The organism is Alterotamlana spongicola (assembly GCF_035818475.1).
Lineage (GTDB): Bacteria > Bacteroidota > Bacteroidia > Flavobacteriales > Flavobacteriaceae > Cognatitamlana.
The window spans coordinates 1,159,881-1,174,834 of the sequence record NZ_JAYMGV010000001.1; the positions used below are offsets into that span (position 1 = coordinate 1,159,881).

General features: G+C 34.4%; 16 protein-coding genes. 12 read left to right on the top strand and 4 right to left on the bottom strand.

Annotation, left to right across the window (positions count from 1 at the left end):
• Nucleotides 1–50: 50 nt before the first annotated feature.
• Nucleotides 51–803: a TerB family tellurite resistance protein gene (locus VOI54_RS05155; RefSeq protein WP_326281651.1), complete on the top strand. Its 753-nt coding sequence runs from the start codon at nucleotides 51–53 to the stop codon at nucleotides 801–803.
• Here the strand turns inward: VOI54_RS05155 and VOI54_RS05160 are convergent.
• Both VOI54_RS05160 and VOI54_RS05165 read right to left on the bottom strand, forming a co-directional pair.
• Nucleotides 800–1,567 carry a HEAT repeat domain-containing protein gene (locus VOI54_RS05160; RefSeq protein ID WP_326281652.1) on the bottom strand — a complete coding sequence of 256 codons (768 nt, stop codon included), beginning with the start codon at nucleotides 1,565–1,567 and terminating at the stop codon, nucleotides 800–802. The genes VOI54_RS05155 and VOI54_RS05160 overlap by 4 nt on opposite strands.
• Nucleotide 1,568: 1 nt before the next feature.
• Entirely contained in the window at nucleotides 1,569–2,429 is an 861-nt protein-coding gene (locus VOI54_RS05165; RefSeq protein WP_326281653.1) for a helix-turn-helix domain-containing protein, read from the bottom strand.
• A 123-nt stretch (nucleotides 2,430–2,552) separates the two neighbouring features.
• Here VOI54_RS05165 and VOI54_RS05170 point away from each other — a divergent pair, with 123 nt between their 5' ends.
• Nucleotides 2,553–3,146 (top strand): YceI family protein, encoded by a 594-nt coding sequence (locus VOI54_RS05170; protein ID WP_326281654.1) that lies wholly within the window; start codon nucleotides 2,553–2,555, stop codon nucleotides 3,144–3,146.
• Nucleotides 3,147–3,199: 53 nt separating this feature from the next.
• Nucleotides 3,200–3,652, top strand: coding sequence for a DUF1569 domain-containing protein (locus VOI54_RS05175; RefSeq protein ID WP_326281655.1), 453 nt, complete (start codon nucleotides 3,200–3,202; stop codon nucleotides 3,650–3,652).
• An 82-nt stretch (nucleotides 3,653–3,734) separates the two neighbouring features.
• Here VOI54_RS05175 and VOI54_RS05180 read toward each other — a convergent pair whose 3' ends face one another.
• Both VOI54_RS05180 and VOI54_RS05185 read right to left on the bottom strand, forming a co-directional pair.
• Nucleotides 3,735–3,962 carry a hypothetical protein gene (locus VOI54_RS05180; RefSeq protein ID WP_326281656.1) on the bottom strand — a complete coding sequence of 76 codons (228 nt, stop codon included), beginning with the start codon at nucleotides 3,960–3,962 and terminating at the stop codon, nucleotides 3,735–3,737.
• 54 nt (nucleotides 3,963–4,016) lie between these two features.
• Nucleotides 4,017–5,036, bottom strand: a complete 1,020-nt coding sequence (locus tag VOI54_RS05185) for a S66 peptidase family protein (protein WP_326281657.1) — start codon at nucleotides 5,034–5,036, stop codon at nucleotides 4,017–4,019.
• A 168-nt stretch (nucleotides 5,037–5,204) separates the two neighbouring features.
• Between VOI54_RS05185 and metG the strand changes: the two genes are divergently transcribed.
• The 9 genes from metG (at nucleotide 5,205) to VOI54_RS05230 (ending at nucleotide 14,829) form a co-directional block, all read left to right on the top strand.
• The gene (metG, locus tag VOI54_RS05190; protein ID WP_326281658.1) at nucleotides 5,205–7,289 is read left to right on the top strand and encodes a methionine--tRNA ligase; all 2,085 of its coding nucleotides are present in this window, start codon (nucleotides 5,205–5,207) and stop codon (nucleotides 7,287–7,289) included.
• Nucleotides 7,290–7,498: 209 nt separating this feature from the next.
• The gene (locus tag VOI54_RS05195) at nucleotides 7,499–7,969 is read left to right on the top strand and encodes a lipocalin family protein (RefSeq protein ID WP_326281659.1); all 471 of its coding nucleotides are present in this window, start codon (nucleotides 7,499–7,501) and stop codon (nucleotides 7,967–7,969) included.
• A 53-nt stretch (nucleotides 7,970–8,022) separates the two neighbouring features.
• Nucleotides 8,023–8,715 carry a YiaD family glycine zipper/OmpA-like lipoprotein gene (locus VOI54_RS05200; RefSeq protein ID WP_326281660.1) on the top strand — a complete coding sequence of 231 codons (693 nt, stop codon included), beginning with the start codon at nucleotides 8,023–8,025 and terminating at the stop codon, nucleotides 8,713–8,715.
• Nucleotides 8,716–8,833: 118 nt separating this feature from the next.
• Nucleotides 8,834–9,676 (top strand): helix-turn-helix domain-containing protein, encoded by an 843-nt coding sequence (locus VOI54_RS05205; RefSeq protein WP_326281661.1) that lies wholly within the window; start codon nucleotides 8,834–8,836, stop codon nucleotides 9,674–9,676.
• A 390-nt stretch (nucleotides 9,677–10,066) separates the two neighbouring features.
• Nucleotides 10,067–10,615, top strand: a complete 549-nt coding sequence (locus tag VOI54_RS05210; RefSeq protein WP_326281662.1) for a carboxymuconolactone decarboxylase family protein — start codon at nucleotides 10,067–10,069, stop codon at nucleotides 10,613–10,615.
• A gap of 60 nt (nucleotides 10,616–10,675) precedes the next feature.
• Complete coding sequence (locus VOI54_RS05215) at nucleotides 10,676–11,059, top strand: cupredoxin domain-containing protein (RefSeq protein ID WP_326281663.1); 384 nt, start codon at nucleotides 10,676–10,678, stop codon at nucleotides 11,057–11,059.
• Between the two features lie 121 nt (nucleotides 11,060–11,180).
• Nucleotides 11,181–11,699 carry a ferritin gene (locus tag VOI54_RS05220; protein ID WP_326281664.1) on the top strand — a complete coding sequence of 173 codons (519 nt, stop codon included), beginning with the start codon at nucleotides 11,181–11,183 and terminating at the stop codon, nucleotides 11,697–11,699.
• Nucleotides 11,700–12,011: 312 nt separating this feature from the next.
• A complete protein-coding gene (locus VOI54_RS05225; protein ID WP_326281665.1) occupies nucleotides 12,012–14,129 on the top strand; it encodes a Tex family protein in 2,118 nt (705 codons plus the stop codon).
• 103 nt (nucleotides 14,130–14,232) lie between these two features.
• Nucleotides 14,233–14,829, top strand: coding sequence for a TetR/AcrR family transcriptional regulator (locus VOI54_RS05230; RefSeq protein ID WP_326281666.1), 597 nt, complete (start codon nucleotides 14,233–14,235; stop codon nucleotides 14,827–14,829).
• Nucleotides 14,830–14,954: the final 125 nt, after the last annotated feature.

Consider the following 14,954-nt stretch of genomic DNA (forward strand, 5'->3'; position numbering starts at 1 on the left):
AATCAACTAACAAATATTATATTTACCCATAATTAAAATCTATTATTTGCATGAGTTTTTCAAAATGGATAGGAGGTGCTTTAGGCTGGTCTTTTGGTGGTCCAATTGGCGCTATAATTGGTTTGGCCATTGGAAGTGTTCTAGACAATTTAAGTAACGGAAGTGAGGGATCGTTTTCCGGTAGAGACTATAGGACAACCAGAACAAGACAGCGTCCTCAAACCCAATCTGGAGACTTTGAGGTAAGCCTTCTTATATTGGCTTCTGTTATTATTAAAGCAAACGGTAAGCAAGACCAACGTGAACTGGATTATGTGCGCCAACAGTTTGTTGGTATGTATGGCAAGGAACGGGCAAACCGGGCGTTTAAGCTTTTTAAAAGCATCAATAAACAACAGATCTCTGTAAGGCCGGTGTGTTTACAGATCAGACAAATGATGGACCATGCGTCTCGTTTACAGCTGATCCATTTTTTATTTGGTATAGCAAAGGCTGATGGGATTGTTACTGAGGATGAGGTAAAACAAATTTATACCATAGCTGGGTATTTGGGTATTAGTCCTAGAGATTATGAAAGCATTAAGGCCATGTTCTATAATAGTAGCGATAATGCCTATAAAGTGTTGGAAATAGACAAAAATGCCTCTGTTGATACTATTAAAAAAGCCTATCGTAAAATGGCTAAAAAATACCATCCTGATAAGGTGATTCATTTAGGCAAAGAACATCAAAAGGGTGCAGAGGAAAAATTCAGGCAGGTACAAGCAGCGTATGAACAGATTCAAAAGGAGCGTGGATTTTAATTAATTGGATTATAATTAGCATCAATATAATCAATAGCCTCCTGTTGCGATAAAACGGCAAATTTTTTATACCGCTTATGCACATCAACAATTTCGTCTAAAGCTTTTTCAACTAAAGTTTTATTTTCCCATGTATTGAGATGGGCGACAACAGTTTTTAAACAGCCATTTTTATAGGTTATTTGACCGAGTACATGGATTAGCGTATCTGTAACTCGTTTGGCTTCATCAAATTCAAGTGTTTTAAGAAGCGGTAAAATATCTTGTGGGTGGGTGCGTCCCCGTAATTCTATACCATGACATATCTCCCGCCTTACTTCTTTATCAGGGTGTTTTAGATAAGTTTTTGCCCAATCAAGCACCGGAACAGGGTTCTTTTGCCCCATTTTCTTAACAGAGCCAATAACAACATTCCTAACAGTGTGGTGTTTGTCAAATAAAGCGGTGTCAAAAAAATGTTGAACTGTTTTAAAATGAAACTTTCCAATTTCTCCGGCCGCATTTACAACGGTTTGACGTACTTTATCAATCTTGGAATTTAATAAATCGTTTAGGCTTGAAAGTATAGTTTGCTGTAATTCAGGTTTAGAATAAAAGCATTTTCCAATAGCTAAATATCCTGTTTTTCTAATGTAAGTATCCGGATCTGAGAAATAGCGTGTAATATGTTGGGTGTTACCATTTGATAAATCGTAAGTGATATCATCATTGATAGTTTTAACCAGTATATCACGTGCTTCCTTTGATAAATCGTAAAACCCCATTTTAATGAACTTCCAGTTTATACCCTACACCATGAATATTTATAATATTGATAGAGGTATCATCTTTAAATTTTTTGCGAAGTTTAGAGATAAAAGTATCTAAGCTCCTGTCAACAAAAACACCATGGTCTTCCCAAATTTCCTTTACAAGAGTATCTCGTTTTACCACCTGGTTTTGATGGGCGCTTAGTATGGCCATGAGCTCACATTCTTTTGTCGAAAGCTTGATCTCAACCGAATCTTTGATCAGTTTATTTTGATCTTTATAAAATCTATAAGATCCAATTTTTGAAAAAGGAAGTCCGGTCTGATTCAGCGTTTTTTGCTTTTGTTTTCGATACATAAAGCTTAGGCCAGTAATGATAAGCAAAACAATCAATAACAGATAATACTTATTTGCACTCCAAAATGATAACGTATCAAGAAACAAAACATGAATGGTATAGCAGGCGTTAGGGAGGTTTCTTCCACTACAGGGTACTATGTTTTGCTCTGTTAATCCCGTGATCTTAAAACTGTATGATACGGTTTCACTATGGCAATTAATAACTTCAACAATATAGCGCTTAGGTAAATCAGCATTTTTTAAACTATGACTTATGACATTTACCAAACTATCCGGAGTTATTGAGAGGGTGTTTTCAAATGTAATTTTATAGCTGTTTTCATTTAATTTGGTAATCGGTAAAATCAAGGAACTGGAATCTTTATTTATTAAAAGCAGTCTATTACCCACATCCCTAAGAGCCACTTTTACGTTCTCAGAGAAATGATTTTGAGTCGTGTTTTTATGGCATCCTGCCAATAGAATAACTAATGGTATCAGTAAGAATGGATTTATAATATGGGTCTTCAGTTTCATTGGTTTTAAATGAGACAAATAAAATGATTTTTCAAAAAATTTAAATCCGTTTCACACTTCTTTTACACTTTTTTCACAAGAATAAAAGGCATCATCTCTAATTTTAATCAAAACTTTTTAGATATGAAAAAAAATAATGTACTCTTAGTATTGATGCTATGCGTAGTATCTTTAATCTGGTCACAAAATGCTACCAAAATTGACACGACTTCAAGTGTTATTAAATGGACAGGTTCAAATCTGTTTAAATATAATAAACATTTTGGGACGGTTACGTTCTTAAATGGAGAGATAATAAAATCTAATAATATCATTATCGGAGGTCATTTTGAGATCAACATGAATTCCATAATCAATACAGATGGAAAATATAATGAAATGCTGGTTTGGCATTTAAAGAATGAAGATTTTTTTAATGTGGAGAAATACCCGGTATCCAGATTGGAATTCATTGAGGTCACGGCTACAAGTACCAATACCATTGCCGTAAAAGCAGATCTGACCATTCGTGATATTACAAACCCTATTGAGTTTACACTAAACCTTGAAGAGGTTGAAGGAAAACAAATATTCACTTCAAAATTTAGCATTGACAGAACCCGGTGGGGTATTGAATACAACTCAAAAGGAATATTAAGTACATTGAAAAATGAGGTTATTTCAGACTTAATTGATTTTGAGGTTGTTGTTGAAGCTATGGATAAAGGTAAGTGCTAATAAAAATCAGCTTAAATATTTTGTAAATTTGGTTAGGATCATAAAAACCTACCATGAAAAATATTTTTGCTTTAGAAGAAACCAATACCCTTATTGATAGAATAAATAAGCTGGAACCTACGTCAAAACCATTGTGGGGTAAAATGAGTGTAGATCAAATGCTGGCACATTGTAATGTAACCTATGAAATGGTTTATGATAATAGTCACCCAAAGCCAAAGGGATTAAAAAAAACATTGTTGAAGTTGTTTGTTAAATCGGCAGTTGTCAATAACAAGCCTTATAAAAAAAATGGAAGAACAGCCCCTCAGTTTTTGGTTACGGATTCCAGAAATTTTGTAAAAGAAAAAGCCAGGTTGGCTGATTATTTAACAAAAACCCAAAGTTTAGGGGCAGACCATTTTGATGGGAAGGAATCACATTCGTTTGGCAAGTTAACCACACAAGAATGGAACAATATGTTTTATAAGCATTTGGACCACCATTTAAATCAGTTTGAGGTTTAACTAACATGAATGCTTTTCCTGGATAAAACAAAAAGACCAACTATACAATAGTTGGTCTTTTTGTTGTTGTAATAGTCAGAACTTATAAGCTGGTATATGTTCTTGTTTCGTCACCTTTTACAAAGATCATAACTAATTTATCATTAGTATTCATGTAACTGGCTCTTAATTCCCAACCTTCATATTTGGTTGCTTCAATTAAGCATTTACGAACATCTGGGTTGTTTAAGTTTAAACGTAGTTCAGTAGCATTAACCGTAACTGTAAGTAGAAGCATCAAAGATGCACATAGTAAAGTTATTTTCTTCATTTTGAGACTTTTTAGTGGATTAATAAATTTTGTGTAAATCTATAACATATCACACTAGTTCCTAAAAATTATAGTTGATTGACCCATATCTACCGATAAATCAACCATTCTGCCCAAAATTAAGGCCTGATTATCCTTTTCGTGACCTGCCGGCATATTAAAGGCTATAGGAAAATTATATGCTGCCAGGGCATCTAAAATAAGCTGCTCAACTGAGGTGCCCCAAAGCGTTGTGTTTTTTCTAAGTTTGGTCATGTCGCCAATAATAACACCCTTACAATTGTTAAAATACCCGGCGCGTTTTAAACTTTGCAACATACGATCAATATGGTATTTATACTCCCCAATTTCTTCAATGAATAAGATCTTACCGGAAGTATCAAGGCTTGCATCAGAACCCAACATGGTATGGAGCATGGTTAAATTACCACCTACCAACAGTCCGGATGTGTTACCGGTTTTATTATATTTTGAACCTTTTAAATGATAACTTAACGGTTTACCAAAAAGTGTATTTTTAAATGTAGAAATGCTGGCTTCAATTTCAGATAAATCTTTAGTTAAACTCACACACATAATAGCGTGTAAACTCTCAACACCTATATTATGAATTTGATTATGAATAGCAGTAATATCAGAATAACCAATAACCCATTTAGGGTTTTGTTTAAATGCCTCCCAATTTAGTTTATCTAAAATTCTAACCGAACCATAGCCACCACGAGCACACCAAATAGCTTTAATATTGGGATTGTCCATAGCATTTTGGAAATCTTCACAGCGTTCATCATCAGTTCCGGCAAAGTGATTAGCCTGATTGAAAATATGTTTCCCTACAACAGTATGTAAGCCCCAGCGTTTTAATAAGGCTTTGGCTTGTTGGATTTCACCTGTTCGGTTTTTTAAAATTCCTGACGGAGCAACAATAGCAACAGTATCTCCGGCTTTTAAATATGGTGGTTGTTTCAAAGTATTGTTTTGTTTTTCAAAAGTTGAATTTTGTGCCGAACCTGTACTTATCCCAAGGAAAAAGGTAACACAAAACACGCTTATTTTTATTAGATTTTTAGACATAAGGTAAATGTACATTTTTTTTCTAAATAGCTTCTTAATTGACTATTTTTGTGGCTTTAAAAATATTTTTAGAACATTTGCCTCTTCGAGTGCAGTCGAGAGGTTTTAAGAGTGTATTGTCAATGGGAGGTCCCGACTGCGCTCGACCTGACATAATAGATATTAAAAATGAACAAACCAAAACGATATACCGTCACTACAGCATTACCTTATACCAACGGCCCCATTCATATTGGGCATTTAGCAGGAGTGTATGTACCGGCTGATATTTATGTACGCTATCTGCGTTTAACCGGCAATGATGTGGCTTTTATAGGAGGAAGTGATGAACATGGAGTGCCAATTACCATAAAAGCAAAAAATGAAGGCGTATCTCCTCAGGATATTGTAGATAAGTATCACGCGATCATAAAAAAATCATTTGAAGATTTTGGGATTACTTACGATAATTATTCACGTACATCAGCTCCAATACACCATGAAACCGCTTCAGAGTTTTTTAAAACCCTGTATGATAAAGGTGAGTTTATTGAAGAGTCTACAGAACAATTGTATGACGAGCAGGCCAATCAGTTTTTAGCAGACCGTTTTGTGGTAGGCACCTGTCCAAAATGTGGTAATGAAGAAAGTTATGGCGACCAATGCGAAAATTGTGGAACCAGTCATAATGCCACAGATTTAATTAATCCTAAATCAGCTATAACCGGAAATGTACCTACCCTAAAACAAACAAAACACTGGTTTTTGCCTTTAGATAAGCATGAAGCTTTTTTAAAAGAATGGATTTTAGAAGGTCATAAAAAAGATTGGAAACCAAATGTTTACGGACAGGTAAAATCATGGATTGATGATGGTTTGCGTCCGCGTGCCGTAACCAGAGACTTAGATTGGGGTATTCCGGTTCCTGCAGAAGGCGGAGAAGGTAAAGTGCTGTATGTTTGGTTTGACGCCCCTATAGGATATATTTCCTCTACTAAAGAGTGGGCTCAAAGAGAAGGGAAAAATTGGGAGCCCTATTGGAAAGATAAGGACACCAAGTTGGTGCATTTTATAGGAAAAGATAATATAGTATTTCACTGTATCATTTTCCCATCCATGCTAAAAGCTGAAGGGAGCTATATTTTACCGGAGAACGTACCGGCTAACGAGTTTTTGAATTTAGAAGGCAACAAATTATCCACTTCAAAAAACTGGGCTGTTTGGTTACCGGAATACCTGGAAGAATTTCCTGGTCAGCAGGATGTATTACGATATGTGCTAACTGCCAATGCCCCGGAGACTAAGGATAATGATTTTACCTGGAAAGATTTTCAGGCCAGAAATAACAATGAGTTAGTGGCTGTTTTTGGAAACTTTATTAACAGGGTAGTTGTACTAACCAATAAATATTACAATGGTCTTGTTCCAACACCGGCTGAATTATCTCAGTTAGATGAAGAAACTTTAGCCGCTGTAAAAGCTTATCCAGATGTTATTGCTAGTTCCATTGAGCGTTACCGTTTTAGGGAAGCAGGACAAGAACTTATGAATTTGGCGCGTTTAGGTAATAAATACCTGGCAGATGAAGAGCCTTGGAAGGTTATTAAAGTGGATGAAGAGCGTACTAAAACCATTATGTATGTCGCACTTCAAATAGCTTCAGCTTTAGCTACATTAAGTGAACCGTTTTTGCCTTTTACTTCAGAAAAATTAAAAAAGATATTAAAGATCAGTTCCAATGATGCAATACAGGAGCATCGTATTGAGAATTCATGGAACTCTATTTCAACTAAAGACGTGTTGCTACCAGCTGATCATCAAATAGGAAAAGCCGAATTGTTATTCTCTAAAATAGAAGATGCTACCATTCAAGCCCAATTGGATAAGTTGGAAGCTAGTAAAAAGGCCAATGAAGCAGCAAATAAAACTGTAGACCCTCAAAAAGACACTATTACTTTTGAAGATTTTACAAAGCTAGATATGCGTGTAGGGACTATTATTGAGGCAGAAAAAATGCCTAAAGCCAAAAAACTTTTGGTTTTAAAGGTAGATACGGGCATTGACATACGCACTATTGTTTCCGGTATTGCCGAAAGCTTTACAGCCGAAGAGGTTGTAGGTAAACGTGTAACGGTTTTGGTAAACCTTGCACCCAGAGCTTTACGGGGTGTTGAAAGTGAGGGTATGATTTTAATGACTGAAAGTGCTGATGGTAAATTGGTTTTTGTGAATCCGGATGATGTTAATGTGTCTAACGGATTGCAGATAAGCTAGTATGTATCAATTATTAATGGAATTGTGTTACCAGGGGCTATTTAAATTCTTGACAAAGCTTTAGAATAGGTAATGTTATAAGTCTGTGGTGCTCTAATCCATAAAAGTTTAATCAACGTAAATAATAATACACAAAAAGGTGACCTTTTCTTAAAAGGAGTGTCTTAATTATTGATTACTTTTAACTAACTTTATAAAAACCAATATTTATGAAAAAAATAGCATTGATTTTAGTGACTTTAAGCCTGTTGGCCTGTGGCGGTTCAAAAACAGTGAGAACGTCTAAAAAAGTCATTAAAGGCGATTGGACCTTAAGTTCAATTACATATAGTAAATCCGGGACATATAATGTTACCCTTTTGAATGACGAGAACAAGGAATGTTTTGAAAACAGTACCTGGAAGTTTATTCCTAATAATAATACAGGGATATATTCTATTAATGGTGTGGGGTGTAGTAGCGGAGACCGTAATTTTATATTTACCATTCAGGAAGTTGACGAGCTTACAGGACTGTATGATTTTTTGTTAAAACCAACAGATTCCAGGGGTAAGTCAGTAACCAATACTGGGTTTAGATTAACGTTAGCAGCCTTGTCTGATACGGTAATGACCTGGGAACAGACGCTTTCTGTGGAAGGAGAACCATTTGTAATCTCTATGAACTTTTCAAAGCTTTAGTTAATAAAGCAAAACTAAAAATCGATTTTTCACATATTAAATAAACAAAAAACATGAAAAGAATATCAAGTGTACTATTAGCCTTAGTGATGGCAGTTACTTTAGTGAATTGTAAGGCTGTGCAAAATGCGAATAACAAACAAAAGGGAGCCGTTATAGGGGCTACCGGTGGAGCTATATTAGGAGCAATTATTGGAAACAATGTTGGAAAAGGCGGTAATGGTGAGTTAGGAGCCGTAATTGGAGGTGTCATTGGAGGAGGAGCCGGAGTGCTTATTGGAAATAAAATGGATAAGCAAGCTCAGGAGATTGAGCAGGAGGTTCCAGGTGCTCAAGTAGAACGTGTAGACCAAGGGATAGTAGTTACTTTTGAAGATGGTAGTGGGGTATATTTTGACACCAATAAGTATAATATTAATTCGGCATCACAAACAACATTAAATAAATTGGTTGGGATTTTTAAAGAAAACCCGGATACAAATTTATTAGTAATAGGTCATACCGATAGTACAGGAGATGCAGGTTATAATATGACACTTTCAAAGAATAGAGCAACATCTGTTACAAATTACTTAAAGCAAAATGGTGTAAGTTCAGGACGTTTAACCACCAATTGGTTTGGAGAAACAAAGCCTGTACATGATAATGCTACTGCTGAAGGTCGTGCTAAAAACAGACGTGTAAATATTGTTATTTTACCAAATGAAGATATGATTGAGGATGCCAAGCGAGAAGCCGGTAACTAAAATAACATATTCCTTAAATATAAAATCCTGTTTAAATTTTAAACAGGATTTTTTTTGTATTTTACTTAGGGTCTTGAAGGGGGTGTAATGTTTATAACAAACAAAAGACTAATGGGGCATGCAAAAAACATTCACAGAATTTTCTACAAACGCTATTTTAAAAATAGGAGATGAATCGCTTTTAGAAGCTTATAAAATAGCTAAACAACCCGATTTATATACCTTTATTAGAACAAGTGATTCTACAGCAGAGATCGTTGTAGATAGTATCCCTTATATTATTCAGCCAAACAGTGTTTTGGTGCTTACAACAGTTCAGTATTTTCAATTTAAATCAGGGCAGAATTTAGTGGTCTATCAGTTTAACAGGGAGTTTTATTGCATAAAAGATCATGATCAGGAGGTAAGCTGCGCCGGATTATTGTTTTTTGGAAATGTACATTTTCCAATAATAGATTTATCTGTTGAGGAACAACGAAAATTCAAAATATTGCATGAAGTCTTTTTAGATGAATTGGAAACCAAAGATACCATCCAGGCAGAAATGTTAAGGATGCTTATGGCTCGATTTATAATCATCAGTACTCGGTTATTAAAAGCAAAAGAAGGTTTTGTAGAAACCGCCCAAAACGCTAAAATAGACTTGTTACGAAAGTTTAACCTATTAGTTGATGCATATTATAAAAGTGAACATAGTGTATCGTTTTATGCAGAAAAGCTGTTTAAGTCCCCAAAAACCTTATCCAATACTTTTGCAAAGTTAAACACAAGCCCATTACAGATAATTCATGAACGCATTATTTTGGAAACCAAGCGCCTTTTAATCTATACAGATAAAACTGCCAAAGAAATAGCCTATGAAGTAGGCTTTGAAGATGCCTCACATTTAAGCCGCTTGTTCAAAAAGCATACACAGTTATCACCTTCAGACTTCAAAAAACAACTTAAAAAAGCGATTTAGGGAAAAATTGACAACTACAAGGGTGTTATTATCATTTTATAATACCCATTTCTGATTCATCTTTGCAGTGTATAATTAAAACATCAAAGTCATGAATTTAAAACATATATCTATCTTCAATTTAATAGAAATATTTAGAGGAAAAAGAAAAGACGTGTTGAATACAATCACACCTAAAACACATTGCGAACAAAATCATATCTCAGATTTTTATTGTGATGCGGAGAAGCCACATATTACTTCATAAATAGTGGTCTTATTCTAAAAAGGAAAAATTGACAACTCAAAAGGAAACCTATACATGGTATCGCTCTTATAAAGGCGGCATCTTTGTACTAGGAATTACAAACCACAAAATTCGAAATAATAAATAAATTAAAAATTAAAATTATGAGCACATTTAATGTTCCAACAAGAGAAGAAGTAAGTGAAAATAATCAGGCTATTTTTGACAACTTAAACAAAGCTTTAGGATTTGTTCCAAATTTATATGCCACTTATGCATACAGTGATACAGCTTTAGAGAATTATTTAACATTTTCAAACGCTAAAACATCTTTATCAGCTAAAGAAAGAGAAGTTGTAAACTTAGCGGTAAGCCAGGTGAACAACTGTATTTATTGTTTATCAGCCCATACCGCAATAGGGAAAATGAACGGGTTTAATGATGAACAGATTTTAGAACTGAGAGCTGGAGAAGCTTCTTTTGACAATAAATTGGACGCTTTAGCAAGATTAGCCAAAAACGTTACAGAAAACAGAGGTAGAACAGATGCAGGAGTATTGGAAAATTTCTTCAATGCAGGCTATACAAAAGGGAATTTAATAGATGTAATTTCTTTGGTAGGCGATAAAACCATCTCAAATTATATTCATAGCACTACACAGATACCCGTAGATTTTCCAGAAGCACAACCTTTGGAAACTGAAACCGTATAATAAATAAACCTAAATAATTAATCAAGAGTACATAACTCACAACATTTAAAAACAAAAATCATGAAAAAAGTAATCTCAATTTTAGCAATAGTATTAGCATTTACATTCAATTCTAATGCACAAGATAAGATGAGTAAAGCAACAAAAACTATTGCTTTAGAGCAAACTAAAGGGGAGTTCACACAAAAGTCCTTAACCGTTAATGAAGGTACTTATGTGTTTAAAGTATCCAATAACCATGTTGGCAAAGATGTAGGTTTGGTATTGGTACCAAAAGGGAAAGATGCCAGTAACCCGGAAAACCATATTAAAACGGCTTATGTAACAACAGTAGTTAAAGATGGTAAAGTTGAAAAAACAAAGCCTACTACATTAACAAAGGGAGAGTATGTTTATTTCTGCCCGTTAAATCCAACACCACAATATACACTTACAGTTCAGTAAGTTTAAGTTTGGTTGATTAATAGTTGAAAAGGTTATCCTAAGTTTAGGATAACCTTTTTTTATAGCAGTATTGCTTTGAAAGAAGTAAAGGAAATCTGTAACTTTACAAAAAAGGAATATTATGTTATCAAAAACTATTGAAGAGTCATTAAATAATCAAATACGAATAGAAGCAGAGTCCTCTCAAATTTATTTGGCTATGGCATGTTGGGCAGAAGTAAAGGGATTGGAAGGCGTTTCTAATTTTATGTATGCACAATCTGATGAAGAGCGAGAACACATGCTTAAACTTGTAAAGTTTGTAAATGAGCGGGGCGGGCATGCTAAAATTTCTCAATTAGCAGCTCCAAATGTAACGTTTAAATCATTTAAAGAAATGTTTGAAAAATTATTTGAGCATGAAGTGTTTGTATCTCAAAGCATAAATGAATTAGTGCATATTAGTCTTCAGGAAAAAGACTATGCAACACACAACTTTTTACAATGGTATGTTGCAGAACAGATAGAAGAAGAAGCTGTAGCTCGTACTATTCTGGATAAAATAAATATGATTGGAGATGATAAAGGAGGTCTGTATCTATTTGATAGAGATATTGAAAATTTAACCGTTACAACTGCAGCAACAAATGCCCCTGAATAATTTTAACATTTTAAGCTTATTTAGATTTAATAAAAATAATTATATTTGCCCACAGATTTGAATATCATAATTCTACTGTGGGTAAAAAGAAACAAAAAAAAGCAATAAAAAAGCTAAGAAAGTTAGGAATAGACGTTCCTGATAAAGTTAAAAGCAGTTGTTGTAAAAAGTTTAAAAAAGGAGAAAATAAGCGTTGTTCAAAATGCCCTTGCTTTGATTTAATAAAGAAAGTAGCTTAAATACTTTTAAAAACAGATAAATTAAAAGACCTGTCAAGTTTTAAAACCTGGCAGGTCTTTTTAAATTAGCAGCATGATAGATTATATAACTACCAAGACCCAACTTCCTGAAGTATCTGTAAAAAATACTATTGAACTACTCAATGAAGATTGTACAATTCCTTTTATATCCAGATATAGAAAAGAACGTACCGGAAATTTAGACGAGGTTCAAATAGGAGAGATTGTAAAATACAAAGAACAGTTTGAGGCTATAGAGAAGCGTAAACAAGTTATATTAAAAACCCTGGAAGCGCAAGAAGTTTTAACGTCTGAATTAAAACAAAAGATAGAATCTGCCCCTAATTTAGCTGTACTGGAAGACCTGTACCTGCCCTTTAAAAAAAGCCGAAAAACCAAAGCTGAAAAGGCACGTCAAATGGGGCTTGAACCCTTGGCTAAGATTATTATGAGTCAAAATGCAAATGACCTGGAATCCATAGCATTTAGATATGTAAAAGGAGAGGTCAATGCCGTTGAAGAAGCCTTAAAAGGAGCACGACATATTATTGCCGAATGGATTAATGAACGTACCGATATAAGAAATCATATTCGCTATCAGTTAGAGCGTTTTGCCATGATTTCAACAAAAGAGGTAAAAACCAAAACAGCTAATGAAGAAGCACAAAAGTTTAAAGATTATTTTGATTGGGAAGAGCACTTAGGCCGTATACCTTCACATAGATTATTAGCCATCCTAAGGGCGGAAAAAGAAGGTTTTATAAGAGTGAAAATCAATATTGATGATGACCGTGCTTTAGATAAGATTGAAAACAGAATAATCAAATCCTATAATGCCTGCGCTGATCAAATTGAAATAGCCATTAAAGATGCATACAAACGTTTGCTGTTACCCTCATTAAGTAATGAAGCACTTGAAATAGCTAAAGAAAAAGCAGATGACGCTGCTATTCATGTTTTTGCCAAAAACCTAAAACAATTACTATTGGGTTCACCACTAGGAGAGAAGCGGGTCATGGCTATAGATCCGGGTTTCAGAACAGGTTGTAAAGTAGTCTGTTTGGGTGCTCAGGGTCAATTAAAATATAATGAAACCATTTATCCACATCCACCAAAAAGTGATAGCTCCGGTGCTATGAAAAAGATAAGCTCATTAGCCGATGCTTATAAAATTGAGGCCATAGCTATTGGAAATGGAACAGCATCCAGAGAGACCGAAGCTTTAATTAGAAAAATTCGATTTAAAAATGATGTCCAGGTGTTTGTGGTGAGTGAAGCCGGGGCCAGTATTTATTCCGCCTCTAAAATTGCCCGTGAAGAGTTCCCGGATTATGATGTCACCGTTAGAGGATCAGTATCTATAGGCCGCCGTTTACAGGACCCTTTGGCAGAATTGGTTAAAATTGACGCAAAGTCTATTGGTGTTGGGCAATATCAGCATGATGTAAGCCAAACAAAGCTTCAAAACGCTTTAGATTTGGTTGTTGAAAATTGTGTGAATGCCGTAGGCGTAAATATTAATACAGCCAGTAAGAGTTTATTGGGTTATGTTTCTGGGATTGGACCTAAGCTTGCTGAGAATATGTTTAATTACAGAAAAGAGCAGGGTGTATTTCTATCAAGACATGATATTAAAAATGTACCGCGTTTAGGAAATAAAGCTTTTGAACAATCTGCTGCGTTTTTAAGAATAAAAGCCCCGGAAAACCCCTTAGACGATTCAGCAGTTCACCCTGAACGTTATGTACTAGTTGCAAAAATGGCGAAGGATTTAGGTAAATCAGTTAGAGATTTAATAGGCAATAAACAGGTACTTCAAAATATAGATCTAAAAAAATATTGTACAGATTCAGTAGGTTTATTAACACTTGAAGATATACTTAAAGAGCTTGAAAAACCAGGATTAGATATCAGGGAGCAAGCTAAAGTTTTTACATTCAATCAAAACATAAAAACCATTAATGATTTACGAGAAGGACAATTGCTTCCGGGAATAGTAAACAATATAACAAACTTTGGATGTTTTGTAGATGTAGGTATAAAAGAAAGTGGTTTGATCCATGTATCAAACCTGTCCGATAGCTTTGTAAAGGATGTGAACGCGCATGTGCATTTACATCAACAAATCATAGTAAAAGTACTTGAGATTGATATTCCCCGTAAGCGAATTCAATTAAAATTACATAAATAATATATTGATTTTTAGTGGATTATGTTGTTTTGTGTTAATTTTAACAATTAAAATTTGGATTTACTAGACGAGTGGTCATATTTTTGCCGAGAAGTTCTATTTTATGTCTAAAACACTTAAACATGATGCCAAAGCAGATTTCCTTTTAGAAAAAGGAATGGAGATTTTATGGAGTAAAGGCTACAATGCTACAAGTGTAAATGATATTGTTAAGGCTGCCGATGTTCCTAAAGGCTCTTTTTACTTTTATTTTGATTCTAAAGAAGACTTTGTGGTTAGGGCAATTGAAAAGTATTTCAATGTAATGTTTACTCCGGCACGAGAAATTTTAGAAGATAAATCAAAATCACCAAAGACACGACTATTAAACTTTCATGAATTCAGAACAGATGTTCTTAAAGATGAAATGGGTTGTAGTATGGGCTGTATGGCATGTAATTTAAGTAGTGAAATGGCTGAACATAATGAAAAAATTCGTACTGCCATATTGCTTAAAACAGAGTTAGTCTTGTCTTTAATAACCGATGTTATTCAAGAAGCTAAAGATCTGGGAGAAATAACAAACCCGATGAAAGCAGAAGATATAGCTGCCTTTATTGAAGATGCAGGAAAAGGAGCAATGGTAACTATGAAAGAAATGAAAAGCTCGTATCCCATAGATAACGTTATGACTATGGTAAAGGAAGTACTGCTTAAATAATTTTTTTTAAATTAATTATAGACGACCGGTCAACTATTTTTTATTTAAATACTTGTCCTCTTTAATGATATAAGAAGCGTCTTAACAATAGAATGAAATGAAAAACAATCACGGTTAATATAATC

Bases quoted from the DNA above. Each gene is read 5' to 3' on its own strand.
- VOI54_RS05155 (WP_326281651.1), top strand. From the start codon at position 51: ATGAGTTTTTCAAAATGGATAGGAGGTGCTTTAGGCTGGTCTTTTGGT.
- VOI54_RS05160 (WP_326281652.1), bottom strand. From the start codon at position 1,567: ATGGGGTTTTACGATTTATCAAAGGAAGCACGTGATATACTGGTTAAA.
- VOI54_RS05165 (WP_326281653.1), bottom strand. From the start codon at position 2,429: ATGAAACTGAAGACCCATATTATAAATCCATTCTTACTGATACCATTA.
- VOI54_RS05170 (WP_326281654.1), top strand. From the start codon at position 2,553: ATGAAAAAAAATAATGTACTCTTAGTATTGATGCTATGCGTAGTATCT.
- VOI54_RS05175 (WP_326281655.1), top strand. From the start codon at position 3,200: ATGAAAAATATTTTTGCTTTAGAAGAAACCAATACCCTTATTGATAGA.
- VOI54_RS05180 (WP_326281656.1), bottom strand. From the start codon at position 3,962: ATGAAGAAAATAACTTTACTATGTGCATCTTTGATGCTTCTACTTACA.
- VOI54_RS05185 (WP_326281657.1), bottom strand. From the start codon at position 5,036: ATGTCTAAAAATCTAATAAAAATAAGCGTGTTTTGTGTTACCTTTTTC.
- metG (WP_326281658.1), top strand. From the start codon at position 5,205: ATGAACAAACCAAAACGATATACCGTCACTACAGCATTACCTTATACC.
- VOI54_RS05195 (WP_326281659.1), top strand. From the start codon at position 7,499: ATGAAAAAAATAGCATTGATTTTAGTGACTTTAAGCCTGTTGGCCTGT.
- VOI54_RS05200 (WP_326281660.1), top strand. From the start codon at position 8,023: ATGAAAAGAATATCAAGTGTACTATTAGCCTTAGTGATGGCAGTTACT.
- VOI54_RS05205 (WP_326281661.1), top strand. From the start codon at position 8,834: ATGCAAAAAACATTCACAGAATTTTCTACAAACGCTATTTTAAAAATA.
- VOI54_RS05210 (WP_326281662.1), top strand. From the start codon at position 10,067: ATGAGCACATTTAATGTTCCAACAAGAGAAGAAGTAAGTGAAAATAAT.
- VOI54_RS05215 (WP_326281663.1), top strand. From the start codon at position 10,676: ATGAAAAAAGTAATCTCAATTTTAGCAATAGTATTAGCATTTACATTC.
- VOI54_RS05220 (WP_326281664.1), top strand. From the start codon at position 11,181: ATGTTATCAAAAACTATTGAAGAGTCATTAAATAATCAAATACGAATA.
- VOI54_RS05225 (WP_326281665.1), top strand. From the start codon at position 12,012: ATGATAGATTATATAACTACCAAGACCCAACTTCCTGAAGTATCTGTA.
- VOI54_RS05230 (WP_326281666.1), top strand. From the start codon at position 14,233: ATGTCTAAAACACTTAAACATGATGCCAAAGCAGATTTCCTTTTAGAA.